Source organism: Streptomyces rubellomurinus (genome assembly GCF_000961885.1).
GTDB classification, from domain to species: Bacteria; Actinomycetota; Actinomycetes; order Streptomycetales; family Streptomycetaceae; genus Kitasatospora; species Kitasatospora rubellomurina.
The window spans coordinates 1-25770 of the sequence record NZ_JZKH01000101.1; the positions used below are offsets into that span (position 1 = coordinate 1).

Sequence of the window (25770 nt, forward strand, 5' to 3'; positions counted from 1 at the left end):
GGCGCGGCCGGCGCGGGCGGCGCGGCCCCGGCGGCCGGCACCACGGTGAAGATCGGCGAGGCGATCCAGTTCCCGTACAAGTACGGGCACACCGAGGGCAAGGTCTCGCTCACCGTGACCGGCATCACCAAGGGCGACCCGGCCGACCTGGCCAAGTTCAACCTGGGCGACCGCGCCAAGGGCCTGGTGCCGTACTACGTCAACTACAAGGTCACCAACGTCGGCAGCACCGACATGTCCTTCGCCAGCCTGACCCAGATGAAGGGCCTGCTGGCGGACGGCTCCGAGGCGCAGGAGCTGTCGATCATCGGCAAGTTCGACAAGTGCCCGAACAACTCCTTCCCGAGCGGCTTCACCAACGGCCAGTCGGTCACCTCCTGCGTGGTGGCCATGTCGCCGGAGGCCTCCAAGGTCGCGGGCGCCGAGTTCTGGGGCGACCCGTACACCCTGGGCAAGGGCCTCAACTGGAAGTAGAGCGACCGGAAGTAGTCGCATCGGCGCAGCACCGCCGGAGGGCGGGGACCGGCACCACGCCGCAGTCCCCGCCCTCCGGCGTCCCCGCCGCTCAGGCGGCGGCCGGCACCCCGTGGATGCGCAGGAAGGCGTCCACGCCGTCCGCCGCGATCCGCCCGGCCTCCTCCTCGGCCACCGGCAGCACGCCCCAGAACGAGCGCTCGGCCACGCCGTGCAGCGTGAGCAGGGTGAACCGCTCGGCGGCCCGCTCCGGGTCGTCCACCGCCAGCAGCCCGCGCCCGGCGAGCGCCGCCAGCCGGTCCGCGAGGTCGCGCCGGGTGGCGACCGGGCCCGCCTCCCGCCAGGCCTCCAGCACGTCCGCCGGGACGTTCGCCACCTCGGCGCGGATCGCCCGGCCGACCGCGCCGTGCTCGCCCGCGGCGAGGACGACGCGCGCCCGCGCGACGGCGAAGCCGACCAGGGCCCGGCGCGGGTCCTCGGCCCGGTCCAGGTGCTCGGCCATCAGCCGCCGGACCTGCTCGGCCAGCCCGGCCGAGCTGCGCAGGGCGACCGTGAGGAAGAGGGTCTCCTTGTCGGGGAAGTGGTTGTAGACCGTGCGCTTGGACACCCCGGCCTCCGCGGCGATCGCGTCCATGCTGGCCCGCAGGTACCCCTCGCGTCCGAACACCGCCGTCGCGGCCCGCGTGATCACCCTGCGCTTCTCCGGCCGCCCTGCTCCGCCCGTCCCCGTCACGGCCCCTCCTCCTCGGCCGGCCCGCTCGCCGACCGTTCGAAATCGCCCGTTATGGCCGGCGCCGCCCCTTTCGGAGCGGGCTTGCCGGCGAACAGGCGTGCTCTATGCTGCCTACGATCTCTACATCCTCTACACCCGTGTAGAGGAAAACCGAAACGGGCCTGCCCCCGATCCGCGACGGGAAACCGCCGCCGGGAACCGGCAGACCGACCTGAGCGTCCAGAACTGGCAGCGCCGCAACCGTCGTTGAAGCACGGCACCCGGCGTCGGCGCCGGCGCCGCGATCGGCGCGCGGGACGCGGAAATTCCGGGGGTGAGTACGTGGCAGGGCAGCGAGGACGGGCGTCCGAGCAGGGAGCACGGCGACGGGCGGCGGGCAGACCCGCGGCGGCCACCCCGACCCGCCCGCTGTCCGGCGGCCCGGCGCTGCCCGCCGTCGTGGCGGTCGGGCTGCCGCTGATCGGCGCGGCCGTCGACGAGCTCTCCGGCCCCGGCATGGGCTGGGTGTTCGCGGTCTGCGCGGTGCTCGGCACCGGGCTCGCGGCCGCGCTGTGCACCCGCAGCGGCTGGTGGTGGGTGCTGGCGGCCTCGCCGGTGGTGGTGCTGGCCGTGACGGCCGGCGCCGAACTGCTGGCCAACAGCGAGAAGTACCACGGCACCGCCCTGGCCACCGGCTCCACGAAGTGGGTGGTGTACGGGTTCCCCGTGATGGCGAAGGCCGCGGCCGCGGCCCTGCTGGTGATCGTGGTCCGGGTGATCCGGGGCCGGAGGAGGCAGCATGACTGAGCAGAGCGACAACGGCCGGCCGGACGGCGGCCGGGACGCGGGCCGGCCGGAGGGCGGCCGCTCCGCCCGCCGCGCCCGCCCCGCCGGGCCCTCCCGCCCCAGCCCGGCGCTGATCGCCGCCCGCACGGTCGCCTGCACGGCCGGCCTCGCGGTGTTCGTGGCCAGCGGCGTCGCCTGGTACGGGTTCAACGAGCTCACCGGCGGGATGACGACCTCCAACGCCATCGCCGAGACCAAGAAGGACGCCCCCAAGCACCTCGACAACTCGGTCAACCTGCTGCTGATCGGCCTGGACAGCCGCAAGAACATGGACGGCTCGGACATCGACCCGCAGTTCATCCAGGACGAGCTGCACGCCGGACACAGCTCCGACGTCGGCGGCTACAACACCAACAGCCTGATCCTGCTGCACATACCCGCGGGCGGCGGCAAGGTGCAGGCCGTCTCCATCCCGCGCGACGACTACGTCATGACGTACAAGGGCGACGGCACCAAGATGGGCATGGCCAAGATCAAGGAGGCGTACGGCAACGCCAAGGACCAGGCCAACCCCGGCCTCCAGGCCAAGGGGTTGAAGGGCGCCGATCTGGAGAAGGCCGGCCGCGACGCCGGGCGGGCCGCCACCATCCGGACCGTCCAGACCTTCCTCGACCAGCCCATCGACCACGTCGCCGAGGTCAACCTCATGGGCTTCTACGACATCGCCAAGGCCGTCCAGCCGATCAAGGTCTGCCTCACCCACGACACCAAGGACCCGGCCATCGAGGGCCAGGGCTCCGGCGCCGACTTCCACAAGGGCATCAACGAGCTCAACGCCTCCCAGGCGCTGTCCTTCGTCCGCCAGCGCCACAACCTGGACGGCCCGGACGGCAACACCGGCGACTTCGCCCGCACCCACCGCCAGCAGGCCTTCATCTCCTCCGTCGTGCACAAGCTCAAGGAGGACGGCATCATCAGCGACCTGGGCAAGCTCAAGGGCCTGTTCAGCGCCGTGCAGAAGGACCTGGTCATCGACAACGAGTGGAACATCCTCGACTTCGCCGAGCAGGCCCCGGCCCTGACCGGCGGCAACGTCGAGTTCAACACCCTCACCTTCGACGGCTTCGGCAAGAAGAACGGCCAGGACGTCAACCTCGTCACCCCGGCCAAGATCCAGAAGGTCGTCAAGCAGATCTTCGGCTACGCCGACGCCGCCGCGCCCGCCCCGGCCGACGGCGCGACCGACACCCCGAGCGCCCCCGCCCAGCAGCCCACCGCCACCCCCACCAAGGCCGCGGCCACCGCGACCGTGGACGTCTACAACGGCTCCTCGGCGGCCGGCGTCTCCTCCACCGCCGAGGGCAAGGCCCTGGAGGGCATGGGCTTCAAGGTGGGCACCACCGGACCGGCCCGCACCAAGCAGAAGGCCACCACGGTGACCTACGGCAAGGGAGCCAAGGACGCCGCCGACCAGATCGCCGCCCGCTACGGCGTGAGCGCCACCGAGTCCGCCTCGGCGGGCGCCGACCGGGTGGTCGTCACCCTCGGCAGCTCCTTCACCGGCGTCGCCGACAAGGCCGACAAGCCCAGCACCCCGGCGGCGCCCGGCGGCGACCCGGCCGCCAACGTGCCCGTCCAGGGCCCCGGTGTCGACGCCCAGTCCGACGGCGGGATCCCCTGCGTCTACTGATCCCGCCCGCGCGTCGGCGCCCCCGCCCGGTGCGGGCGGGGGCGCCGACGCGTACGGGCGGGGCCGGTCAGTCCACCGTCCAGGTGTCGCCGCCGGTGAGCAGCGCGGCCAGGTCGCCCGGGCCGCGGTGCGCGGCGGCGGTCGCCAGCTGGCTCGTCATCAGCTCGTCGTAGACCGGCCGCCGGACGTCCCGCAGCACCCCGATCGGGGTGTGGTGCAGGGTGTCCGCGTCGGCGATCCGGGACAGCGCGAAGGCCGTGGCGGGGCCGGCCGCGTGCGCGTCGTGCACCAGAACCCGCGCCTCGTTCTCCGCGGTGACCGGGGCCACGAACAGCTCGCCGTCCGCGCCCCGGAACACGCCGCCCGCGCCGTCCGCGCCGAAACGGATCGGCTGCCCGTGCTCCAGCCGGATCAGCGCCTCGTCGCGGGTGCCCGGCTCCTTCAGCACCTCGAAGGCGCCGTCGTTGAAGATGTTGCAGTTCTGGTAGATCTCCACCAGCGCCGTGCCCTCGTGCCGCGCGGCCGCCCGCAGCACCGACTGCAGGTGCTGGCGGTCCGAGTCGATGGTGCGGGCGACGAAGGAGGCCTCGGCGCCGATCGCCAGCGACAGCGGGTTGAACGGCGCGTCCAGCGAGCCCATCGGCGTCGACTTGGTGATCTTGCCGAGTTCACTGGTCGGCGAGTACTGGCCCTTGGTGAGGCCGTAGATACGGTTGTTGAACAACAGGATCTTCAGGTTCACATTGCGCCGCAGCGCGTGGATCAGGTGGTTGCCGCCGATCGACAGCGCGTCGCCGTCCCCGGTCACCACCCACACGCTCAGGTCCCGCCGGGAGGTCGCCAGCCCGGTCGCGATCGCCGGCGCCCGGCCGTGGATCGAGTGCACGCCGTAGGTGTTCATGTAGTACGGGAAACGGGACGAGCAGCCGATGCCGGACACGAACACCGTGTTCTCGCGCCTGATCCCCAGCTCCGGCATGAAGGACTGCACCGCCGCCAGGATCGCGTAGTCCCCGCAGCCCGGGCACCAGCGCACCTCCTGGTCGGTCTTGAAGTCCCTTGCGCCCTGCGGCTCTTCGGCCCTGGGCACCAGCCGCAGCGACGGGAAGCCGCCCTCGTCCACAACGGGCTCGCTCTGCTCGCTCATCGGTGGTCCTCCTCGTCCAGGGTGCCGATCGCCGCCCACAGCACGTCCGCCAACTGCGCCGCCTTGAACGGCAGTCCGCGCACCTGGTTGTAGGACTCGGCGTCCACCAGGTACTTGGCGCGCAGCAGCAGGGCCAGCTGGCCCAGGTTCATCTCCGGCACGATGACCTTCTCGTAACTGCGCAGCACCGTCCCGAGGTTGGCCGGGAACGGGTTGAGGTTGCGCAGGTGCGCCTGGGCGACCTCGCCGCCGTCCGCGCGCACCCGGCGCACCGCGGCGGTGATCGGCCCGTAGGTGGATCCCCAGCCGAGGACCAGCACCCGGGCGTCGCCGCTCGGGTCGTCGACCTCGACCGGCTTGACGGTGATGCCGTCGACCTTGGCCTGCCGGGTGCGGACCATGAAGTCGTGGTTGGCCGGGTCGTAGGAGATGTTCCCGGTGCCGTCCTGCTTCTCGATGCCGCCGATCCGGTGCTCCAGGCCCGCCGTGCCGGGCACCGCCCACGGCCGGGCCAGCGTGTGCGGATCCCGCAGGTACGGCCAGAAGGCGCCGTCCTCCCGGTTCGGTCCGGTCGCGAAGTCCGGGTCGATCAGCGGCAGTTCGCCGACCTCCGGGATGCGCCACGGCTCCGAGCCGTTCGCCAGGTAGCCGTCCGAGAGCAGGAACACCGGGGTCCGGTAGGTGACGGCGATCCGGGCCGCCTCCAGCGCCGCGTCGAAGCACTCCGCGGGCGTCGCGGGGGCGACGATCGGCACCGGCGCCTCGCCGTTGCGGCCGAACATCGCCTGCAGCAGGTCCGCCTGCTCGGTCTTGGTCGGCAGGCCGGTGGACGGGCCGCCGCGCTGGATGTCCACCACCAGCAGCGGCAGTTCGAGCGAGACGGCCAGGCCGATCGTCTCCGACTTGAGCGCCACCCCGGGCCCGGAGGTGGTGGTCACCCCCAGCGCCCCGCCGAAGGCCGCGCCCAGCGCCGCGCCGATGCCGGCGATCTCGTCCTCGGCCTGGAAGGTGCGCACCCCGAAGTTCTTGTGCTTGGACAGCTCGTGCAGGATGTCCGAGGCCGGGGTGATCGGGTACGAGCCGAGGTACAGCGGCAGGCCCGAGCGCTCGGCGGCGGCGATCAGCCCGTAGGACAGCGCCAGGTTGCCGGAGATGTTGCGGTAGCGGCCGGCCGGGAGCTTCGCCGGCGGCACCTCGTAGGACACCGCGAACGACTCGGTGGTCTCGCCGAAGTTCCAACCCGCCCGGAACGCCGCGATGTTGGCCTCGGCGATCGGCGGCTTCTTGGCGAACTTGGCGCGCAGGAACTGCTCGGTGCCGTGGGTCGGCCGGTGGTACATCCAGGACAGCAGGCCGAGCGCGAACATGTTCTTCGCCCGCTCGGCGTCCTTGCGGGCCAGCCCGCTGTCCTTGAGCGCCTCCAGGGTCAGCGCGGTCAGCGGCACCTTGTGCAGGTGGTAGCCGTCCAGCGAGCCGTCGCCGAGCGGGTCCGCCGGGTAACCCACCTTCGCCAGCGCCCGCTTGGTGAACTCGTCGGTGTTGACGATGATCTCCGCACCGCGCGGCAGGTCCGGCAGGTTCGCCTTCAGCGCCGCCGGGTTCATCGCCACCAGCACGTTCGGGGCGTCCCCGGGGGTGAGGATGTCGTGGTCGGCGAAGTGCAGCTGGAAGGACGAGACGCCGGGCAGGGTGCCGGCGGGGGCGCGGATCTCGGCGGGGAAGTTCGGGAGCGTGGAGAGGTCGTTGCCGAAGGACGCCGTCTCCGAGGTGAAGCGGTCACCGGTGAGCTGCATGCCGTCACCGGAGTCGCCGGCGAATCGGATGATCACCCGGTCGAGTCTGCGCATGGGCTTGGCCCGCCGCGGCGGCGTGCCGCCCGGGCCGGGAGGGACGGCGGGCGCGCCCGGACCGGAGTGCCGCGCGCCGCCGCCGGCCCGCTCCTCGCCGTCGTCCGAGCCGTCCACTGCTTCCGACTGATCGACCTGACTGGTCACTGCCGCGGACCTCCTCGTGGGCGCACCACCGCGGGCGCGGCCCCGTGCCCCGTCCGCCTGGTGCACCTCTCGCATCCTATGCGCGCGAGGTCGGCGGGGGCCGGAACTCCCGCATGCGGCGGGAAACCGCCGGGCGCCGTCCGTGCCGCACACCCTGCACAACGCCCCGGCGGCGGCGACCATTCCGGCCGGCTACGAGTTGAGGTAGGTCAGCACCGCGAGCACCCGGCGGTGGTCCTCCGGGCTCTGCGCCAGGCCCAGCTTCAGGAAGATGTTGCTGACGTGCTTCTCCACCGCGCCGTCCGAGACCACCAGTTGCCGGGCGACCGCCGCGTTGGTGCGGCCCTCGGCCATCAGCCCCAGCACCTCGCGCTCGCGCGGGGTGAGCCCGGCCAGCACGTCGCCCCTGCGGCTGCGGCTCAGCAGCTGCTGCACCACCTCCGGGTCCAGCGCGGTGCCGCCGTCGGCGACCCGCAGCACCGCGTCCGCGAACTCGCGCACCTCGGCGACCCGGTCCTTCAGCAGGTAGCCGACGCCCCGGGTGGAGCCCGCCAGCAGCTCGGAGGCGTAGCGCTCCTCCACGAACTGCGACAGCACGAGCACGCCCAGTCGCGGGTAGCGGGCGCGCAGTTCGACGCAGGCGCGCAGCCCCTCGTCGGTGTGGCCGGGCGGCATCCGCACGTCCGAGACGACCACGTCCGGCAGCGCGCCGGCCGCCGCCAGCCCGTCCACCGTCCGTACCAGCGCATCGCCGTCCCCGACGCCCGCGACCACCTCCAGGCCGCGGTCGGTGAGCAGCCTGGTCAGGCCCTCCCGCAGCAGTACGGAGTCCTCGGCGATGACGACACGACGCATGGCGACCTTCCCCCGGAAGTGGTGCGGACGGAGGCCAGTCTCCCCCATGCCGGGCACCCCGCGGTCCACGAGCCCTCAGGGCCCGCCCGGCGGCCGCTCACATGGTGCGGATCGCCACCGAGTCGCACAGGCCTTCCAGGGCCGCCTTCGCCGGGCAGTCCGGCAGCGTGGCGAGGATCGCCCGGGCCTCCTCGGCCTGGCGCAGCGTCTCCCGGCGGGCCCGCTCCAGCGCGGGGTGGCGGCGCAGCAGGCGCAGCGCCTCGGCGTGCAGGGCGTCGTCGGCGGACAGGTCCCCGGCGAGCAGCTCGCGCAGCCGGGTGTCCTCCGGGTCGGCCGGGTCGGCCGGCATCTGCTGCAGCAGCAGCGTGGGCAGCGTGGCCACGCCCTCGCGCAGGTCGGTGCCGGGGGTCTTGCCGGACTCGTGGCCGTCGCTGGCGATGTCCAGCACGTCGTCGGCCAGCTGGAAGGCGATGCCGATCCGCTCGCCGAAGTCGCCGAGGGTGTCCACCACCCACGGCTCGGCGCCGGCCGACTGCGCTCCTATCCGGCAGGCGACGGCGATCAGCGAACCGGTCTTGCCGGCCAGCACGTCCAGGTAGTGCAGCAGCGGGTCGACGTCCGGGCCCGGGCCGCGGGTCTCCATGATCTGGCCGGTGACCAGCCGCTCGAACGCCTCCGCCTGCATCCGCACCGCCTCCGGGCCGAGGTCGGCGAGCACCTGGGAGGCGCGGGAGAACAGGAAGTCGCCGGTCAGGATGGCGACCGAGTTGTCCCAGCGGGAGTTGGCGCTGGGCGCGCCCCGGCGCACCGGCGCCTCGTCCATCACGTCGTCGTGGTACAGGGTGGCCAGGTGGGTGAGCTCGACGACGACGGCGGCCGGCACCACGCCGGGCGCCCCCGGGTCGCCGAACTGGGCGGCGAGCAGCAGCAGGAGCGGACGGAAGCGCTTGCCGCCGGCTTCGATCAGGTGGCTCGCAGTGACGGTGATGAACGGGACGTCGCTCTTGACGGTCTCGGCGAGCGCCGCCTCCACCGCGTCCAGTCCGGCCTGGACGTCCCGGGTCAGGTCGCGGTCCTGCACGCTGAGCCCGAAGGGTCCCACGACGGTCACGAAGACCACTCCTCTGTCCCTGGTCGATCTAGCGGCCTGGTCCTTGAGTGCCGCCGCTGGCCATACAGGCAGGGTATCCGGTCGTGAGTGGATCACTGCACGGGCGTGCTGGTCCTGTCACGATCCGGCCGGAAGGCCTGGTCAGACGGGCTGCGCGGGCCGGTCGGCGGCGGGGTGGAATCGGCCGCGCATAAAGACGCGCGCGAGGACGCGACAACGACGCGTACAACGACGCGTGGAACGACGTGCGCAAGGACGCGCACGAAACGCCGGAGGCCGGTCCGGGAATCCCGGGCCGGCCTCCGCCGCGGCGACCGGAACCGGTCAGTACGCGAACAGCGAGGCCTTCGACGCGAGCTCCAGGAAGTACTGCGGCAGCAGGCCCAGACCCAGCGTGACGAGCACCCCCACCCCGATCGCCGTGGCCGTGAACGCGCTCGGGATCGCCACCGTCGGGCCGCCCGGCTGCGGGTCCGAGAAGAACATCAGCACGATCACCCGGATGTAGAAGAACGCGGCCACCGCCGAACTCAGCACACCCACCACCACCAGCGGCGTCGCCCCGCCGGCCGCCGCCGCCTGGAACACCGCGAACTTCCCGGTGAACCCGGACGTCAGCGGGATCCCGGCGAACGCCAGCAGGAACAGCGCGAACACGCCCGCCACCAGCGGCGACCGCCGGCCCAGCCCGGCCCAGCTCGACAGGTGCGTCGCCTCGCCCTTCGAGTCGCGCACCAGCGTCACCACGGCGAACGCGCCCAGCGTCACGAACGAGTACGCGGCCAGGTAGAACAGCACCGAGGACACGCCCTGCCGGTCGAGCGCGATCACACCGGTCAGGATGAACCCGGCGTGCGCGATCGACGAGTAGGCGAGCAGCCGCTTCACGTCCTGCTGGGTCACCGCCAGCACCGCGCCCACCACCATGGTCAGGATCGCGACACCCCACATCACCGGCCGCCAGTCCAGCTTCAGACCGGGGAACGCCACGTAGAACAGCCGCAGCAGCGCCCCGAACGCGGCGACCTTGGTGGCCGCCGCCATGAAACCGGTCACCGGCGTCGGCGCGCCCTGGTAGACGTCCGGCGTCCAGGCGTGGAACGGCACCGCGGCGACCTTGAACAGCAGCCCGACCGCCAGCAGCCCCAGGCCCGTCAGCAGCAGCACGTCGCTCTGGGTGCTGCTCAGCTGCGCCGGGGTGGACATCGCCTTGCCGGAGACGACGTCCGCGATGTCGCCGAGCTTCACGCTGCCCGCGTAGCCGTACAGCAGGGCCGTGCCGAACAGGAAGAACGCCGAGGCGAAGGAGCCGAGCAGGAAGTACTTGACCGCCGCCTCCTGGGACAGCAGCCGGCGGCGCCGGGCCAGCGCGCACAGCAGGTACAGCGGCAGGGAGAAGACCTCCAGGGCCACGAACATGGTCAGCAGGTCGTTCGCGGCGGGGAACAGCAGCATGCCGCCGACCGCGAACATGGTCAGCGGGAACACCTCGGTCGTGGTGAACCCGGCCCGGACCGCGGCCCGCTCCTGCTCGCCGCCGGGAGTGGCGGCGCCCTGCGCGGCGAACGCGTCCGCGGGCAGGCCGCCGGCCTTCGGCTCCAGCCGGCGCTCGGCGTAGGTGAGCACCGCGACCACGGCGACCAGCAGGATCACGCCCTGCAGGAACAGCGCCGGGCCGTCCATCGCCACGGACTCCATGGCCAGCAGCTCCAGGTGCGGGGCCCGGCCCTGCGCGGCCAGCACCACCACGGCGACGAACGCGCCGGCCAGGCCCGCCAGCGCGAGCGGCACCTGCGTCCAGTACCGGTGGCGGCGGGGCACGAAGGCCTCCACCAGGATCCCGGCCACGGCCGCCCCGAACACCACCAGCATCGGCGAGAGCCGGCCGTACTCGATGTGCGGCGCCGGGATGCTGGGCGTGTTCCCGCCGAGGGCGGCGAGCACTGCGATGGCGCTCACTTCCGCTCACCTCCTGAGCTGGCGGCGACCGGGTGGACCGGCGCCGGGTCGGTCCGGTGGACCTGCGAGAGCGTGGCGTCCACCGAGGGGTTCACCAGGTCGGTGAGCGGCCTGGGGTAGACGCCGAGCAGCACCGTCAGCGCCACCAGCGGCGCCACCACGGCGAGTTCGCGCGCCTTCAGGTCGGGCATGGCGCGCACGCCCTCCTTCACCGGGCCGGTCATGGTGCGCTGGTACAGCAGCAGCGCGTACAGCGCGGCCAGCACGATCCCGAAGGTCGCGACGATCCCGACCGCCGGGTAGCGGGTGAACGTGCCCACCAGCACCAGGAACTCGCTGACGAACGGCGCCAGCCCCGGCAGCGACAGGGTGGCCAGGCCCCCGATCAGGAACGTCCCGGCGAGCACCGGCGCGACCTTCTGCACGCCGCCGTAGTCGGCGATCAGCCGCGAACCGCGGCGCGAGATCAGGAAGCCGGCCACCAGCATCCACGCCGCGGTGGAGATGCCGTGGTTCACCATGTAGAGGGTGGCGCCGCTCTGGCCCTGGCTGGTCAGCGCGAAGATCCCCATGATGATGAAGCCGAAGTGCGAGATCGAGGCGTAGGCGACCAGCCGCTTGATGTCCTTCTGGCCGATCGCCAGCAGCGCGCCGTAGACGATGCCGACCAGCGACAGCACCAGGATCGCCGGGGCGAAGGTCCGCGACGCGTCCGGGAACAGGCCGAGGCAGAAGCGCAGCATCGCGAAGGTGCCGACCTTGTCCACCACGGCGGTGATCAGCACCGCCGTCCCCGCCGTCGCCTCGCCCATCGCGTTCGGCAGCCAGGTGTGCAGCGGCCACAGCGGGGCCTTCACCGCGAAGGCGAAGAAGAAGCCGAGGAACAGCGCCTTGTCGGCGGTGCCGCTCAACTGCAGCCGGCCGTCCGCGACCGCGTCGGTCAGGGTCCGCAGGTCGAAGGTGGCGACGCCCTGGTCCTGCGCCAGCACGTACAGGCCGATCACGGCGGCCAGCATCACCAGGCCGCCGAGCAGGTTGTACAGCAGGAACTTCACGGCCGCGTAGCTGCGCTGGCGCGCCGACTCGGGGCCGCCCGCCCGGTCCCCGAAGCCGCCGATGAGGAAGTACATCGGGATCAGCATGGCTTCGAAGAACACGTAAAAGAGGAAGACGTCGGTGGCGTAGAAGGAGACGATCACCATCGCCTCGACGGCCAGGATCAGGGCGAAGAAGCCCTGGGTGCGGCGCTTGCCCTCGATCGTGCCGGCCTCGGAGCCGTCCGCCCCGCCGGCGCCGTCCGGGCCGGGCGCCACCGGGTCGGCGTCGTGCCAGGACGCCAGGATCACCACGGGCACCAGCACGGCCGTCAGCAGCGCGAGCACCGCGCCGATGCCGTCCACGCCGAGCGAGAAGGTGATGCCGAAGGAACGGATCCAGCTGTACGACTCGGTCAGCTGGTACCGGGCGCCGTGCGGGTCGAACCGCGCGGCCACCACGGCGGCCAGCACCAGGGCCACCGCCGAGACGCCCAGCGCGACGGCCTTGGTGGTGCGGCGCCGGGCCTCGGTCGAGCCGGCCGGCAGGGCCGCGGTCAGCACCGCGCCGGCCGCCGGGACGACGCAGGTCGCGGTCAGCAGCGCGCTCACGGCTTGCCTCCCCCGCGAGTTGTGGATTCCATCAGACGGACCTCATCAGGAGAGTCGAGGCGACCAGCACCAGCGTGCCGCCGAACATGGAGAGCGCGTACGAGCGGACGAAGCCGTTCTGGATCCGCCGCAGCCGCCCGGACAGGCCGCCGATGGTGGCGGCCAGGCCGTTCACGAAGCCGTCCAGGCCCCGGCTGTCGAACCAGACCAGGGTCGCGGTGAGCGCCGAACCCGGCCGCACCAGCACGGCGTGGTTGATGTCGTCCTGCAGCAGGTCGCGCCGGGCCGCCCGGGTCAGCGGGGAGCCGACCGGCGGAACCACCGGCACCGGCGAACGCCAGTACATCAGGTAGGCCAGGCCGACCCCGGCCAGCATGCAGGCCGTGGTCAGCCCGGTGACCGTCCACGAACTCAGCGGCGAATCGCCCTCGCTGTGCCCGGTCACCGGCTCCAGCCACGTCAGGAAGGAGTCGTGGAAGGCGAACAGCCCGCCCGCGAAGACCGAGCCGAACGACAGCAGGACCATCGGGATCGTCATCGTCCGCGGCGACTCGTGCGGGTGCGGCAGCTCGCCGCTCTCGTCGGGCTGCCAGCGCTTCTCGCCGAAGAAGGTCAGCACCATCACCCGGGTCATGTAGAACGCGGTGACGGCCGCGCCGACCAGCGCGCACAGGCCCAGGATCCAGCCCTCCGTGCCGCCCTTCGCGAACGCCGCCTCGATGATCCTGTCCTTGGAGAAGAACCCCGACAGGCCCGGGAAGCCGATGATCGCCAGGTAGCCGAGGCCGAACGTGACGAAGGTGACCTTCATGTGCCGCCACAGGCCCCCGTAGTGACGCATGTTCACCTCGTCGTTCATGCCGTGCATGACCGACCCGGCGCCCAGGAACAGCCCGGCTTTGAAGAAGCCGTGCGTCACCAGGTGCATGATCGCGAAGGCGTAGCCGATCGGGCCGAGGCCCGCCGCCAGCACCATGTAGCCGATCTGCGACATCGTCGAGCCGGCCAGCGCCTTCTTGATGTCGTCCTTCGCGCACCCGACGACCGCACCAAACAGCAGCGTGACCGCGCCGACCACCACGACGGCCGTCCGGGCGTCCGGCGCCAGGTTGAAGATCGCCGAGGAACGGGTGATCAGGTACACGCCGGCCGTCACCATGGTCGCCGCGTGGATCAGCGCCGACACCGGCGTCGGACCCTCCATCGCGTCCCCCAGCCACGACTGCAGCGGCACCTGCGCCGACTTGCCGCACGCCGCCAGCAGCAGCATCAGGCCGATCGCCGTCAGCTTCCCCTCGCTCGCCTCGTGCGCCCCGTCGAACACCGGGGTGAACGCGAAGGAACCGAACTCGGCGAACATCAGCATGATCGCGATCGACAGGCCCATGTCGCCGACCCGGTTGACGACGAACGCCTTCTTCGCCGCCGTCGCCGCACTCGGCTTGTGCTGCCAGAAACCGATCAGGAGGTACGAGGCCAGCCCCACGCCCTCCCAACCCACGTACAACAGCAGGTAGTTGTCCGCGATCACCAGCAGCAGCATGGCCGCCAGGAACAGGTTCAGGTACGCGAAGAACCGGCGCCGGCGCTCGTCGTGCGCCATGTAGCCCACCGAGTACAGGTGGATCAGCGTGCCCACCCCGGTGATCAGCAGCACGAAGGTCATCGACAACTGGTCCAGCCGGAACGCCACATCGGCCTGGAAACCGTTCACCGGCACCCAGCTGAACAGGTGCTTCGTCACCGCCCGGTGCTCGGCCTCCCGGCCCAGCATGTCCGAGAACAACGCCAGGCCGAAACCGAACGAGAGCGCCGCGAGCGCCGTGGCCAGCCAGTGACCGAACCGGTCCAGCGCCCGCCCGCCGAGCAGCAGCAGGGCGGCACCGGCCAGTGGAGCCGCCACCAGCAGCGGAATGAGAGAGTTCACCGAAGGCCCTCCGCCTACAGCTTCATCAGATTGCTGTCGTCGACCGAAGCGGAGTGCCTCGTCCGGAAGATGGACACGATGATGGCGAGACCGACCACGACCTCCGCCGCCGCCACCACCATCGTGAAGAACGCGATGACCTGCCCGTCCAGCGTCCCGTGCAGCCGCGAGAACGTCACCAGCGCCAGGTTCGACGCGTTCAGCATCAGCTCCACGCACATGAACAGCACGATCGCGTTGCGCCGCACCAGCACCCCGGCCGCGCCGATGGTGAACAACAGGGCCGCCAAATACAGGTAGTTGACCGGATTCACTGCTCGCCCTCCTCCGGCTCGTGGTTCCCGGCCGGCTCCAGCGACCTGCGCGGAGCCGCCACCACCGGCCGCTCCGACGACGCCCGGCCCAACCAGTCCGCCGTCGCGTTCTCCAACTCGGCCATCCGGCGCTGCATGTCCTCGCTCACGTCCCGGACCTGGCCGCGCTCGCGCAGCGTCGCGTTCACCGACAACTCCGCCGGCGACCCGTCCGGCAGCAGAGCCGGCACGTCCACCGCGTTGTGCCGCGCGTACACCCCCGGCGCCGGCAGCGGCGGCACCTGCAGGTTGTCCCGCACCCGCTGCGCCGCCAGCTCCCGCTGCGTCTTCGGCGCCTTCACGTGCTCCCGGTGCGTCAGCACCATCGCACCGATCGCCGCCGTGATCAGCAGCGCGCCCGTCACCTCGAACGCCCACACGTAACGGGTGAAGATCAGCCGCGCCAGCCCCGGCACGTTGCCCTCGGCGTTCGCCTCCGACAACCCGGTGAAGTGGTCCAGCTTCGCGTTCGCGATCCCCGCCACCAGCAGCACGCCGAAACCCAGCCCGCACAGCGCCGCCGCGAACCGCTGGCCCTTCAACTGCTCCTTCAACGAGTCCTCGCTGGTCACCCCGACCAGCATCACCACGAACAGGAACAGCATCATGATCGCGCCGGTGTACACCACGATCTGCACCACACCCAGGAACACCGCGCCCTGCGCCATGTAGCAGACCGCCAGCGCCAGCATCGTCGCCGCCAGGCACAGCGCGCTGTGCACCGCCTTGCGCATCAGCAGCATGCCCAGCGCGCCCCCCACCGCGACCACCGCCAGCACCCAGAACTGGACGGCCTCACCCGTCGAGGTCGTCCCGGTGGCTTCCGCGAGACCCGCGATCACTGCCGCACCTCCTTCTCCCGGTCGGTGCGCTCCTGCTGGACCGTCCCCGGCGCCGCCGCGGTGATCTCACCGCGGTAGTACGCGCCCTCGTCGGCGCCCGGGAAGATCGCGTGCGGGGTGTCCACCATGCCCTCGGACAGACCCACCAGCAGCTGCTCCTTGGTGAAGATCAGATCCCGGCGCGACGAATCCGCGAGCTCGTACTCGTTCGTCATCGTCAGCGCCCGCGTCGGACAGGCCTCGATGCACAGCCCGCACAGGATGCAGCGGGCGTAGTTGATCTGGTACACCGCGCCGTAGCGCTCACCCGGCGAGTACCGCTCCTCGTCCCGGTTGTCCGCGCCCTCCACGTAGATCGCGTCCGCCGGGCACGCCCAGGCGCACAACTCGCAGCCCACGCACTTCTCCAGGCCGTCCGGATGCCGGTTCAGCTGGTGACGGCCGTGGAAACGCGGAGCGGTCGGCTTCTTCTGCTCCGGGTACTGCTCGGTCAGCCGCTTCTTGAACATGGCCTGGAAGGTCACGCCGAAGCCGGCGGCCGGGCCGAGCAGCGACGGCCGGTCGGGCCGGTCGGCCCGCTCCGTCTGGTCGGACGACATCTCGGATCAGCTCCCTTCGGGATGGTCCGCGCCGTTGAGCGCGTCCTGCAGTTGCTTCGGAGCCCGGCTCGGCCTGCGCGGCACCGGCGGCAGCACCTGGCCCGGCATCGGCGGCACCGGGTAGCCCCCGGCCATCGGATCGAACTCCCCATCGGTCTCCGGCACTTCGGGCTCCGGCTGCTTGCGCAGGAAGTCCCGCAACAGCGCCAGCAGCAGCACCACCCCGACCGGGGCACCCACGTACAGCACCACCTCGCCGAAGCCGTACCCCTCGTTGCGCAGCGCCCGCACGCTCGCGATCAGCACCAGCCACACCAGCGAGACCGGGATCAGCACCTTCCAGCCCAACTTCATGAACTGGTCGTAGCGGAACCGAGGCAGCGTCGCCCGCAGCCAGATGAAGAAGATCAGCAGCAGATGGATCTTCAGCGTGAGCCAGAGCATCGGCCACCAGCCGTGGTTCGCGCCCTCCCAGAACGTGGAGACCGGCCACGGCGCCCGCCAGCCGCCCAGGAACAGCGTCGACGCCACCGCCGACACCGTCACCATGTTCACGTACTCGGCCAGCATGAACATCGCGAACTTCAGCGACGAGTACTCGGTGTTGAAACCGCCCACCAACTCGCCCTCGGCCTCCGGCAGGTCGAACGGCGCCCGGTTCGTCTCCCCCACCATCGCGATGATGTACACGATGAACGACACCGGCAGCAGCGCCGCGAACCACGTCGACTGCTGGTGCGCCACGATCTCCGACGTCGACATCGACCCCGAGTGGATGAACACCGCCGCGAACGACAGGCCCATCGCGATCTCGTAGCTGATCATCTGCGCCGTCGAACGCAACCCGCCCAGCAGCGGGTACGTCGAACCCGACGACCAGCCCGCCAGCACGATCCCGTAGATGCCCACCGAGGCCGTCGCCAGGACGTACAGCAGCGCCACCGGGAAGTCCGTCAGCTGCAACGGCGTCCGCGTCCCGAAGATCGACACCTCGTCGCCCGCCGGGCCGAACGGGATCACCGCGAACGCCATGAACGCCGGAATCGCGGCCACGATCGGAGCCAGGACGTAGACCACCTTGTCCGAGCCCTTGACCACCAGGTCTTCCTTCAACGCCAGCTTCACACCGTCCGCCAGCGACTGCAGCAGGCCCCACGGCCCGTTCCGGTTCGGCCCGATGCGCAACTGCATCCAGGCCAGCACCTTGCGCTCCTCGATGATCGTGACCAGCACCGTCACCAGCAGGAACGCGAAGCAGAACACCGCCTTCAGCAGCACCATCCACCACGGGTCGTGGCCGAAGAAGTGGAGCATCTCGTACGGCTGCGGAGTCATCGGACCTCCCCCTCGACGTCGGCGCCCGCCTCGCCCTCCACCGCGGCCGGCTCGGCCACCGGCTCGGCGGCCGGCTCGGCGACCGCCGCGGCGATCGTCACCAGATGGCCGACCGACGTCCCGAGCGCGCGGTACGCGCCACCCGGCGTCGAATTCAGCGGAACCCACACCGTCCGCTCCGGCAGCGCCTCCGCCACCTCCCACGGCAACGTCAGCGAACCCGCCGGCCCCGTCAACCGCAGCAGACCACCCGGCACCGCCCCGACCTCCGCCGCCGTCACCGCCGACAACCGCGCCACCGCCCGGTGCCGCGTCCCCGCCAGATGCGGATCACCCTCCTGCAGCGACCCCCCGTCCAGCAGCAGCCGCCAACCCGCCAGCACCGCCTGCCCGGCCGCCGGCCGCGGCAACACACCCGGATGCGCCGCCGGATCCGCCGCCCGATCCCCCACCCACGGGGCGAAACGGTCCAGCTCCAGCCGCGCCGCCCGCACGTCCGACAGACCCAGCCGGTGCCCCAGCGCATCCGCCAGCATGTCCAACACCCGCAGATCCGACTGCAAATGGCGCCCCATCAACTGATCCGGCTTCAACGCGGCCTCGAACATCCGCACCCGGCCCTCCCAGTCCAGGAACGTCCCGGCCTTCTCCGCCACCGCCGCCACCGGCAGCACCACATCCGCCCGCTCCGTCACCCCCGACGGACGCAACTCCAGCGACACCACGAACGGCACCGCCGCCAACGCCTCCGCCGCCAGCGCCGGATCCGGCAGATCACCCGGATCCACCCCGCCCACCAGCAGCGCGTCCAGATCACCCCGCGCCGCCGCCGTCAGCATCTGACCCACGTCCCGGCCCGGCCGCGACGGCAACTCCGCCACCCCCCAGGCCGCCGCCGCCTCGGCCCGCGCCGCCTCCACCACCACCGGACGGCCACCCGGCAGCAACGACGGCAACGCGCCCGCCTCCACCGCCCCGCGCTCACCCGCCCGACGCGGCACCCACGCCAACGCCGCACCCGTCGCGTGCGCCAACCGCAACAGCGCCGTCAACGCACCCGGCACCGCCGCCAACCGCTCACCCGCCAGAATCACCGCACCCGGCGCACGCAACAACTCCGCCGCCCGGCCCGCGTCATCGTTCAACGGCTCGTCCGCCGCCAACGCCGCGAACCACTCCGGCTCCGTCCCCGGCGCCGCCGGCAACAGCGCACCCCGCAGCTTCGCCAACCCCCGCGACGCCAACGCCGCCACCGAGTACACCTTCAACCCGCCACCGCGAGCCGCCTTGCGCAGCCGCAGGAAGACGATCGGCGACTCCTCCTCCGGCTCCAGACCCGCCAACAGCACCGCCGGCGCCTGCTCCAGCCGCTCGTACGACACCCCCGAGCCGTCCACGTCCACCCCGCGCCCGGCCACCGCCGCCGCCAGGAAGTCCGCCTCCTCGCCACTGTGCGCGCGCGCCCGGAAGTCCACGTCATTGGTGCCCAGCACCACCCGCGCGAACTTCCCGTACGCGTACGCGTCCTCCACCGTCACCCGGCCGCCCGCCAACACACCGGCACGCGCCCCGCGCAACCCCTCCGCGGCCCGCGCCAACGCCTCCGGCCACGACACCGGCACCAACTCGCCGCGCCCGTCCCGCACCAGCGGCGCCGTCAACCGGTCCCGCTGCTGCGCGTACCGGAACGCGAACCGGCCCTTGTCGCAGTTCCACTCCTCGTTCACCGCCGGATCCTCACCCGCCAGCCGGCGCAACACCTTGCCCCGCCGGTGGTCCGTGCGCTGCGCGCAGCCCGCGGAACAGTGCTCGCACACGCTCGGCGAGGACACCAGGTCGAACGGACGGGAACGGAACCGGTACGCCGCCGAAGTCAGCGCGCCCACCGGGCAGATCTGGATCGTGTTCCCCGAGAAGTACGACTCGAAGTCGTCCCCCTCCCCCGTCCCCACCTGCTGCAACGCCCCGCGCTCCACCAGGTCGATGAACGGGTCCCCCGCGATCTGCTGCGAGAAACGGGTGCAGCGCGCACACAGCACACAGCGCTCCCGGTCCAGCAGCACCTGGCTGCTGATCGGCAGCGGCTTCGCGTACGTGCGCTTCATCCCCTCGAAGCGGGAGTCCGCGGCGCCGCTGGACATCGCCTGGTTCTGCAGCGGGCACTCGCCGCCCTTGTCGCAGACCGGGCAGTCCAGGGGGTGGTTGATCAGCAGCAGCTCCATCACGCCGCGCTGCGCCTTCTCCGCCACCGGCGAACTCAGCTGGGTGCGCACCACCATGCCCTCGGCGACCGGGATCGTGCACGAGGCGACCGGCTTGCGCTGGCCCTCGATCTCGACGATGCACTGCCGGCAGGCGCCGGCCGGGTCGAGCAGCGGGTGGTCGCAGAAGCGCGGGATCTGGGTGCCGATCGCCTCGGCGGCCCGGATCACCAACGTCCCCTTCGGGACCTGCACTTCGACGCCGTCGATGGTGAGCGTGACCAGTTCGACCGCGTTCGCGGCGGCCGTCGGCTGCGTGATCGTCACGCGTGCACCTCCCTCTCGGTGGCGGACGGGTGGCCGGGGCGGGGGCCGTCGGCCCAGACGGTGGAGGCGGCCGGATCGAACGGGCAGCGGCGCTCGGCCAGGTGCTGCTCGTACTCGGCCCGGAAGTGCTGGAGCGAGGAGACGATCGGGCTCGCCGCGCCGTCGCCCAGCGCGCAGAACGACTTGCCGTTGATGTTGTCGGCGATGTCGAGGAGCTTCTCCAGGTCCCCCTCGACGCCCTCGCCCGCCTCGATCCGCTCCAGCAGCTGGACCAGCCAGTAGGTGCCCTCCCGGCAGGGCGTGCACTTGCCGCAGGACTCGTGGGCGTAGAACTCCGTCCAGCGGGTCACCGCGCGCACCACGCAGGTGGTCTCGTCGAACACCTGCAGCGCCTTGGTGCCGAGCATCGAGCCGGCCGCGCCGACACCCTCGTAGTCCAGCGGGACGTCCAGGTGCTCCTCGGTGAACATCGGCGTCGAGGAGCCGCCCGGGGTCCAGAACTTCAGCCGGTGCCCGGCCCGGACGCCGCCGCTGAGGTCCAGCAGCTGGCGCAGGGTGATGCCCAGCGGGGCCTCGTACTGGCCCGGGTTGGTGACGTGGCCGGAGAGCGAGTACAACGTGAAGCCCGGCGACTTCTCGGTGCCCAGGCCCTTGAACCACTCCTTGCCGCGGGCCAGGATCGGCGGCACCGAGGCGATCGACTCGACGTTGTTCACCACCGTCGGGCAGGCGTACAGGCCGGCGATCGCCGGGAACGGGGGCCGCAGCCTCGGCTGGCCGCGGCGGCCCTCCAGCGAGTCCAGCAGCGCCGTCTCCTCGCCGCAGATGTACGCGCCGGCGCCGGCGTGCACGGTGATGTCGAGGTCGATGCCCGAACCGAGGATGTCCCGGCCGAGCAGCCCCGCCGCGTACGCCTCGGCGACGGCCGCGTGCAGGCGGCGCAGCACCGGGACGACCTCGCCGCGCAGGTAGACGAAGGCGTGGTCGCAGCGGATCGCGTAGGAGGCGATGATCATGCCCTCGATCAGCGCGTGCGGGTTGGCGAACAGCAGCGGGATGTCCTTGCAGGTGCCCGGCTCGGACTCGTCCGCGTTCACCACCAGGTAGTGCGGCTTGCCGTCGTTCTGCGGGATGAACTGCCACTTCATCCCGGTGGGGAAGCCGGCGCCGCCGCGGCCGCGCAGGCCGGCGTCCTTGACCAGGGCGATCACGTCGTCCGGGGGCATGGCCAGGGCCGCCTTCAGGCCCTGGTAGCCCTGGTGGCGGCGGTAGGTGGCGAGCGTCCAGGGGCGGGCGTCGTCCCAGGAGGCGGACAGGACGGGGGTGAGCAGCTTCTCGGCCGGCTCGGCGGAGGTCATCACGCTTCGGTCCCTTCCTGGCCGGGCTCCTCGTGGCGGGGCTCCTCGTGGCGGGGCTCTTCGACGCGGGGCTCCTCGTGGCGGGGCTCCTCGTGGCGCGGGGAGACGACCCTGGTGCCGGGGGTACCGGGCAGGGCCTCGCCGCGGGCCAGCCGCAGACCGGCCAGCGAGGGGGCGCCGCCGGCGCCGGACTCGTCGTTGGCGCCCGGGCGCTCGTCCGGGAAGCCGGCCAGGATGCGGGCCGTCTCCTTGAAGCCGCACAGCCGCGCGCCCCGGGTCGGCCGCACCTCGCGGCCGGCCCGCAGGTCGTCCACCAGCTTCCGGGCGCTCTGCGGGGTCTGGTCGTCGAAGAACTCCCAGTTGACCATCACCACGGGGGCGTAGTCGCAGGCCGCGTTGCACTCGATGTGCTCGATCGAGACCGTGCCGTCCTCGGTGGTCTCGTTGTTGCGGATGCCCAGGTGCTCCTGGAGCTCCTCGAAGATCCGGTCGCCGCCGAGCACCGCGCACAGCGTGTTGGTGCACACCCCGACGTGGTACTTCCCGGCCGGGCGCCGCCGGTACATGGTGTAGAAGGTCGCGACGGCGGTCACCTCGGCCGTCGTGAGGTCCAACTGCTCGGCGCAGAACCGGATCCCGGTCGCGCTGACGAAGCCCTCCTCGGCCTGCACCAGGTGCAGCAGCGGCAGCAGCGCCGAACGGGCCTGCGGGTAGCGGCCGATCAGCTCGGCGGCATCGGCGGCCAGCCGGGCGCGCACCTCCTCGGGGTACGGCGGGGCCGGCAGCGCCGGCAGGCCGAGTTCCACGTTGGTCACCGGTCCACGCCTCCCATCACCGGGTCGATCCCGGCCACCGCGACGATCACGTCGGCCACCTGGCCGCCCTCGCACATCGCCGCCATCGACTGCAGATTGGTGAACGACGGATCCCGGAAGTGGACCCGGTACGGGCGCGTCCCGCCGTCGCTGACCACGTGCACGCCCAGCTCGCCCTTGGGCGACTCGACCGCCGCGTACGCCTGGCCCACCGGGACCCGGAAGCCCTCGGTGACCAGCTTGAAGTGGTGGATCAGGGCCTCCATCGAGGTGCCCATGATCGTGCGGATGTGGTCGAGCGAGTTGCCCATGCCGTCCGGGCCGACCGCGAGCTGGGCCGGCCAGGCGATCTTCTTGTCGGCCACCATCACCGGGCCGGGGCGCAGCCGGTCCAGGCACTGCTCGACGATCCGCAGCGACTCCCGCATCTCCTTCAGCCGGATCAGGAAGCGGCCGTAGGAGTCGGCGGTGTCCGTGGTCATGACCTCGAAGTCGTAGTCCTCGTACCCGCAGTAGGGGTCGGTCTTGCGCAGGTCGTGCGGCAGGCCGGTGGCGCGCAGGATCGGGCCGGTCGCGCCGAGCGCCAGGCAGCCGGCGAGGTCGAGGTGGCCGACGTCGCACAGGCGGGCCTTGAACACCGGGTTCCCCGCGGCCAGTTTGTCGTACTCGTGCAGCCGGGAGCGCAGCAGATTCACCGCCTCGCGGACCTGGTCGACGGCGCCGGGCGGCAGGTCCTGGGCGAGGCCGCCCGGGCGGATGTACGCGTGGTTCATCCGCAGGCCGGTGATCAGCTCGAAGACGTCCAGGATCAGCTCGCGGTCCCGGAACCCGAAGATCGCCAGGGTGGTGGAGCCGATCTCCATGCCGCCGGTGGCCAGGAACACCAGGTGGGAGGTGATCCGGTTGAGCTCCATCATCATCACGCGGATGACGCTCGCCCGCTCCGGGACGTCGTCGGTGATGCCGAGCAGCTTCTCGACCGCCAGGCAGTAGGCGGTCTCGTTGAACATCGGGATCACGTAGTCCATGCGGGTCACGAAGGTGGTGCCCTGGACCCAGTTGCGGAACTCCATGCTCTTCTCGATGCCGGTGTGCAGGTAGCCGATGCCGCAGCGGGCCTCCTTCACCGTCTCGCCGTCGATCTCCAGGATCAGCCGCAGCACGCCGTGGGTGGACGGGTGCTGCGGGCCCATGTTGACGACGATGCGCTCGTCGTCGGCCCGGCCGACCGCCTCGACCACCTCGCCCCAGTCGCCGCCGGTGACGGTGAAGACCCGGCCCTCGGTGGTCTCGCGGGACTGCGCCCGGTGCGCCTCCCGGGCTTCCTCGCCGGCCAGGTCATCGGCCCGGTCGCCGGCTCCTGCGCCGGCCTTCTCGTGGTGCTGAGTACTCATCAGCTGTACGACCTCCGCTGATCGGGAGCCGGGATCCGGGCGCCCTTGTACTCGACGGGGATGCCGCCGAGCGGGTAGTCCTTGCGCTGCGGGTGGCCCAGCCAGTCGTCCGGCATCATGATCCGGGTGAGCGCCGGGTGGCCGTCGAAGACCAGGCCGAAGAAGTCGTAGACCTCGCGCTCGTGCCAGTCGTTGGTCGGGTAGACGCTCACCACCGACGGGACGTGCGGGTCGGCGTCCGGCGCGGTGACCTCCAGCCGGATCAGCCGGCCGTGGGTGATCGAGCGCAGGTGGTAGACCGCGTGCAGCTCGCGGCCCCGGTCGCCCGGGTAGTGCACGCCGCTGACGCCCAGGCACAGTTCGAAACGCAGGGCCGGGTCGTCGCGCAGGATGCGGACGGTCCGCAGGAGGTGGGCGCGGTCGATGTGGAAGGTCAGCTCGCCACGGTCGACGACGGTCCGCTCGATCACCTCGGCCGGGTCCAGGCCCTGCTCCTCCAGGGCGCCCTCCAGCTCGTCGGCGAGCTCGTCGAACCAGCCGCCGTACGGGCGTTCGCTCGGGCCGGGCAGCACGATCGGGGCGGCCAGGCCGCCGAAGCCGGAGGTGTCGCCGCTGCCCGTGGTGCCGAACATGCCCTGGCGGCGGCCGACCACCTCGACCGGGATCTCGCGGACCGGGCGCTCGCGGCGGGTCTCGGGTACCTGCTCGTTCATCGCAGCTGCCCCCGCATCTCGCTGATCGGGGTGGCCTGCAGTGCGAGGGCCTCGCCGAGCTCCTCGGCGCGGCGGCGGTTCACGCCCAGCGGCTCGTGCTGGATCTTGTCGTGCAGCTTCAGGATGGCGTCCATCAGCATCTCCGGGCGGGGCGGGCAGCCGGGCAGGTAGATGTCCACCGGGACGATGTGGTCGACGCCCTGCACGATCGCGTAGTTGTTGAACATCCCGCCGGAGGAGGCGCAGACGCCCATCGAGATGACCCACTTGGGGTTGGGCATCTGGTCGTACACCTGGCGCAGCACCGGGGCCATCTTCTGACTCACCCGGCCCGCCACGATCATCAGATCGGCCTGTCGGGGGGAGGCCCGGAAGACCTCCATCCCGAACCGGGCCAGGTCGTAGCGCCCGGCGCCGGTGGTCATCATCTCGATCGCGCAGCAGGCCAGACCGAAGGTGGCCGGGAAGACGGACGCCTTACGCACCCAGCCGGCGACCGACTCCACGGTCGTGAGCAGAAAGCCGCTCGGCAGCTTCTCCTCGATTCCCATCAGATCCCTCTCAGTGCCCTCAAGTCCTCTGGTTCACCGGCCCCGGTACCTCGGGCGCGGGTTCTCGGGCCCGGTTCACCGGCCCTGGTACGTCGGCCCGTTCGGGCTTGTCCGCTCGTTCACAAGGGCTGCGGCCGGCCCCGCGCTCAGTCCCACTCCAGGCCGCCGCGGCGCCACACGTAGGCGTAGGCGACGAAGACGGTGGCGATGAACAGGAGCATCTCGACCAACCCGAAGATCCCCAGGGCGTCGAAGGTCACCGCCCAGGGGTAGAGGAAGACGATCTCGATGTCGAAGACGATGAAGAGCATCGCCGTCAGGTAGTACTTGATCGGGAACCGACCGCCGCCCACGGGCTGCGGGGTCGGCTCGATGCCGCACTCGTACGCCTCCAACTTGGCCCGGTTGTAGCGCTTGGGGCCGGTGAGCGAGGCCATCACGACGGAGCCGACCGCGAACGCCGCCGCGATGGCACCGAGTACGAGGATCGGCGCGTAGGCATTCATAGCCCCCGCTCCCTCCGTCCAGTCGTCCTTGACTGCAGATCGGAACCGGCGGGTCACGCTGAGGTGAACCCGCGCTCCAGTTCCCGGGATCCGCCTCATGTGAGGCAGTTCACAAGGCCTGGAGTGAGCGCATCCTATGCCTGTTGGCTTGTGATCTGCGACACGCAGTTCATCGCCTTCTTTGTGATCTATGACACTCCGGCGATGGGATTGGAGGTGGACATGCCCAGAAGCGTCAACACAGGGGAGCTAAATGATCACATGCGGTCGCAATTACTGTGGAAGCGGCCGATCGATGGCGCGCTTCTATATCAACTATGCTCCGCTGTAGGCAAATTTCTGGGCGCCATGTTGACGTGATATGGAGGCTCACTCTGAGGGGTGGTGGGGGTGGGAACGTGCGCTTGACCCTTCGTTCACAAGCGCGCGAGCGCGCGCAGGGGTTTCCTTTCCCCTCCCTCTCCCCCCTCCCCCC

General features: G+C 71.5%; 22 protein-coding genes. 3 read left to right on the forward strand and 19 right to left on the reverse strand.

The annotated features are described in order from the left end of the window. On the forward strand, positions 1-474 hold a 474-nt coding region (locus VM95_RS32250; RefSeq protein ID WP_045703603.1), incomplete at its 5' end, for a hypothetical protein. 91 nt (positions 475-565) lie between these two features. Here the strand turns inward: VM95_RS32250 and VM95_RS32255 are convergent. Beyond that, positions 566-1165 carry a TetR/AcrR family transcriptional regulator gene (locus tag VM95_RS32255; RefSeq protein WP_279616856.1) on the reverse strand — a complete coding sequence of 200 codons (600 nt, stop codon included), beginning with the start codon at positions 1163-1165 and terminating at the stop codon, positions 566-568. Between the two features lie 363 nt (positions 1166-1528). On the opposite strand from VM95_RS32255, the gene VM95_RS32260 reads away from it, so the two are divergent. Together VM95_RS32260 and VM95_RS32265 are read left to right on the forward strand one after the other, a co-directional pair. Beyond that, entirely contained in the window at positions 1529-1993 is a 465-nt protein-coding gene (locus VM95_RS32260) for a DUF6542 domain-containing protein (protein WP_157882259.1), read from the forward strand. Continuing rightward, positions 1986-3662: an LCP family protein gene (locus VM95_RS32265; RefSeq protein WP_045703607.1), complete on the forward strand. Its 1677-nt coding sequence runs from the start codon at positions 1986-1988 to the stop codon at positions 3660-3662. Before VM95_RS32260 ends, VM95_RS32265 begins: the two co-directional genes overlap by 8 nt. 67 nt (positions 3663-3729) lie before the next feature. Here VM95_RS32265 and VM95_RS32270 read toward each other — a convergent pair whose 3' ends face one another. The 18 genes from VM95_RS32270 to VM95_RS32355 form a co-directional block, all read right to left on the reverse strand. After that, on the reverse strand, positions 3730-4809 hold the full coding sequence (locus VM95_RS32270) for a thiamine pyrophosphate-dependent enzyme (RefSeq protein ID WP_045703609.1): 1080 nt from the start codon (positions 4807-4809) through the stop codon (positions 3730-3732). Then, on the reverse strand, positions 4806-6656 hold the full coding sequence (locus VM95_RS32275; RefSeq protein WP_078860871.1) for a 2-oxoacid:acceptor oxidoreductase subunit alpha: 1851 nt from the start codon (positions 6654-6656) through the stop codon (positions 4806-4808). Before VM95_RS32275 ends, VM95_RS32270 begins: the two co-directional genes overlap by 4 nt. A 339-nt stretch (positions 6657-6995) precedes the next feature. Continuing rightward, a complete protein-coding gene (locus VM95_RS32280) occupies positions 6996-7658 on the reverse strand; it encodes a response regulator transcription factor (protein WP_045703613.1) in 663 nt (220 codons plus the stop codon). A gap of 97 nt (positions 7659-7755) precedes the next feature. Then, entirely contained in the window at positions 7756-8769 is a 1014-nt protein-coding gene (locus VM95_RS32285; protein WP_045703639.1) for a polyprenyl synthetase family protein, read from the reverse strand. A 324-nt stretch (positions 8770-9093) separates the two neighbouring features. Further along, positions 9094-10728, reverse strand: coding sequence for an NADH-quinone oxidoreductase subunit NuoN (gene nuoN, locus VM95_RS32290; RefSeq protein ID WP_078860867.1), 1635 nt, complete (start codon positions 10726-10728; stop codon positions 9094-9096). Then, positions 10725-12374, reverse strand: a complete 1650-nt coding sequence (locus tag VM95_RS32295; protein WP_045703615.1) for an NADH-quinone oxidoreductase subunit M — start codon at positions 12372-12374, stop codon at positions 10725-10727. Before VM95_RS32295 ends, nuoN begins: the two co-directional genes overlap by 4 nt. Positions 12375-12405: 31 nt before the next feature. Beyond that, positions 12406-14301 carry an NADH-quinone oxidoreductase subunit L gene (gene nuoL, locus VM95_RS32300; protein ID WP_045703617.1) on the reverse strand — a complete coding sequence of 632 codons (1896 nt, stop codon included), beginning with the start codon at positions 14299-14301 and terminating at the stop codon, positions 12406-12408. 14 nt (positions 14302-14315) lie between these two features. Further along, complete coding sequence (gene nuoK / locus VM95_RS32305) at positions 14316-14615, reverse strand: NADH-quinone oxidoreductase subunit NuoK (RefSeq protein ID WP_045703619.1); 300 nt, start codon at positions 14613-14615, stop codon at positions 14316-14318. Beyond that, positions 14612-15493: an NADH-quinone oxidoreductase subunit J gene (locus tag VM95_RS32310; RefSeq protein WP_045703644.1), complete on the reverse strand. Its 882-nt coding sequence runs from the start codon at positions 15491-15493 to the stop codon at positions 14612-14614. Before VM95_RS32310 ends, nuoK begins: the two co-directional genes overlap by 4 nt. Then, complete coding sequence (gene nuoI / locus VM95_RS32315) at positions 15493-16095, reverse strand: NADH-quinone oxidoreductase subunit NuoI (RefSeq protein WP_045703621.1); 603 nt, start codon at positions 16093-16095, stop codon at positions 15493-15495. Before nuoI ends, VM95_RS32310 begins: the two co-directional genes overlap by 1 nt. 6 nt (positions 16096-16101) lie before the next feature. Then, positions 16102-17430, reverse strand: a complete 1329-nt coding sequence (gene nuoH / locus VM95_RS32320; RefSeq protein WP_045703623.1) for an NADH-quinone oxidoreductase subunit NuoH — start codon at positions 17428-17430, stop codon at positions 16102-16104. Then, positions 17427-19958 (reverse strand): NADH-quinone oxidoreductase subunit G, encoded by a 2532-nt coding sequence (locus VM95_RS32325; protein WP_045703625.1) that lies wholly within the window; start codon positions 19956-19958, stop codon positions 17427-17429. The genes nuoH and VM95_RS32325 overlap by 4 nt, the downstream gene beginning before the upstream one ends. Then, on the reverse strand, positions 19955-21316 hold the full coding sequence (gene nuoF / locus VM95_RS32330; protein ID WP_045703627.1) for an NADH-quinone oxidoreductase subunit NuoF: 1362 nt from the start codon (positions 21314-21316) through the stop codon (positions 19955-19957). The genes VM95_RS32325 and nuoF overlap by 4 nt, the downstream gene beginning before the upstream one ends. After that, a complete protein-coding gene (gene nuoE / locus VM95_RS32335; protein ID WP_078860873.1) occupies positions 21316-22110 on the reverse strand; it encodes an NADH-quinone oxidoreductase subunit NuoE in 795 nt (264 codons plus the stop codon). The genes nuoF and nuoE overlap by 1 nt, the downstream gene beginning before the upstream one ends. Positions 22111-22127: 17 nt before the next feature. Next, positions 22128-23525: an NADH-quinone oxidoreductase subunit D gene (locus VM95_RS32340; protein ID WP_078860869.1), complete on the reverse strand. Its 1398-nt coding sequence runs from the start codon at positions 23523-23525 to the stop codon at positions 22128-22130. Continuing rightward, a complete protein-coding gene (locus tag VM95_RS32345; protein ID WP_045703629.1) occupies positions 23525-24238 on the reverse strand; it encodes an NADH-quinone oxidoreductase subunit C in 714 nt (237 codons plus the stop codon). Before VM95_RS32345 ends, VM95_RS32340 begins: the two co-directional genes overlap by 1 nt. After that, positions 24235-24789 carry a NuoB/complex I 20 kDa subunit family protein gene (locus VM95_RS32350; protein WP_045703631.1) on the reverse strand — a complete coding sequence of 185 codons (555 nt, stop codon included), beginning with the start codon at positions 24787-24789 and terminating at the stop codon, positions 24235-24237. The genes VM95_RS32345 and VM95_RS32350 overlap by 4 nt, the downstream gene beginning before the upstream one ends. A 146-nt stretch (positions 24790-24935) precedes the next feature. Next, positions 24936-25295 carry an NADH-quinone oxidoreductase subunit A gene (locus VM95_RS32355; protein ID WP_030060100.1) on the reverse strand — a complete coding sequence of 120 codons (360 nt, stop codon included), beginning with the start codon at positions 25293-25295 and terminating at the stop codon, positions 24936-24938. Positions 25296-25770 lie beyond the last annotated feature (475 nt).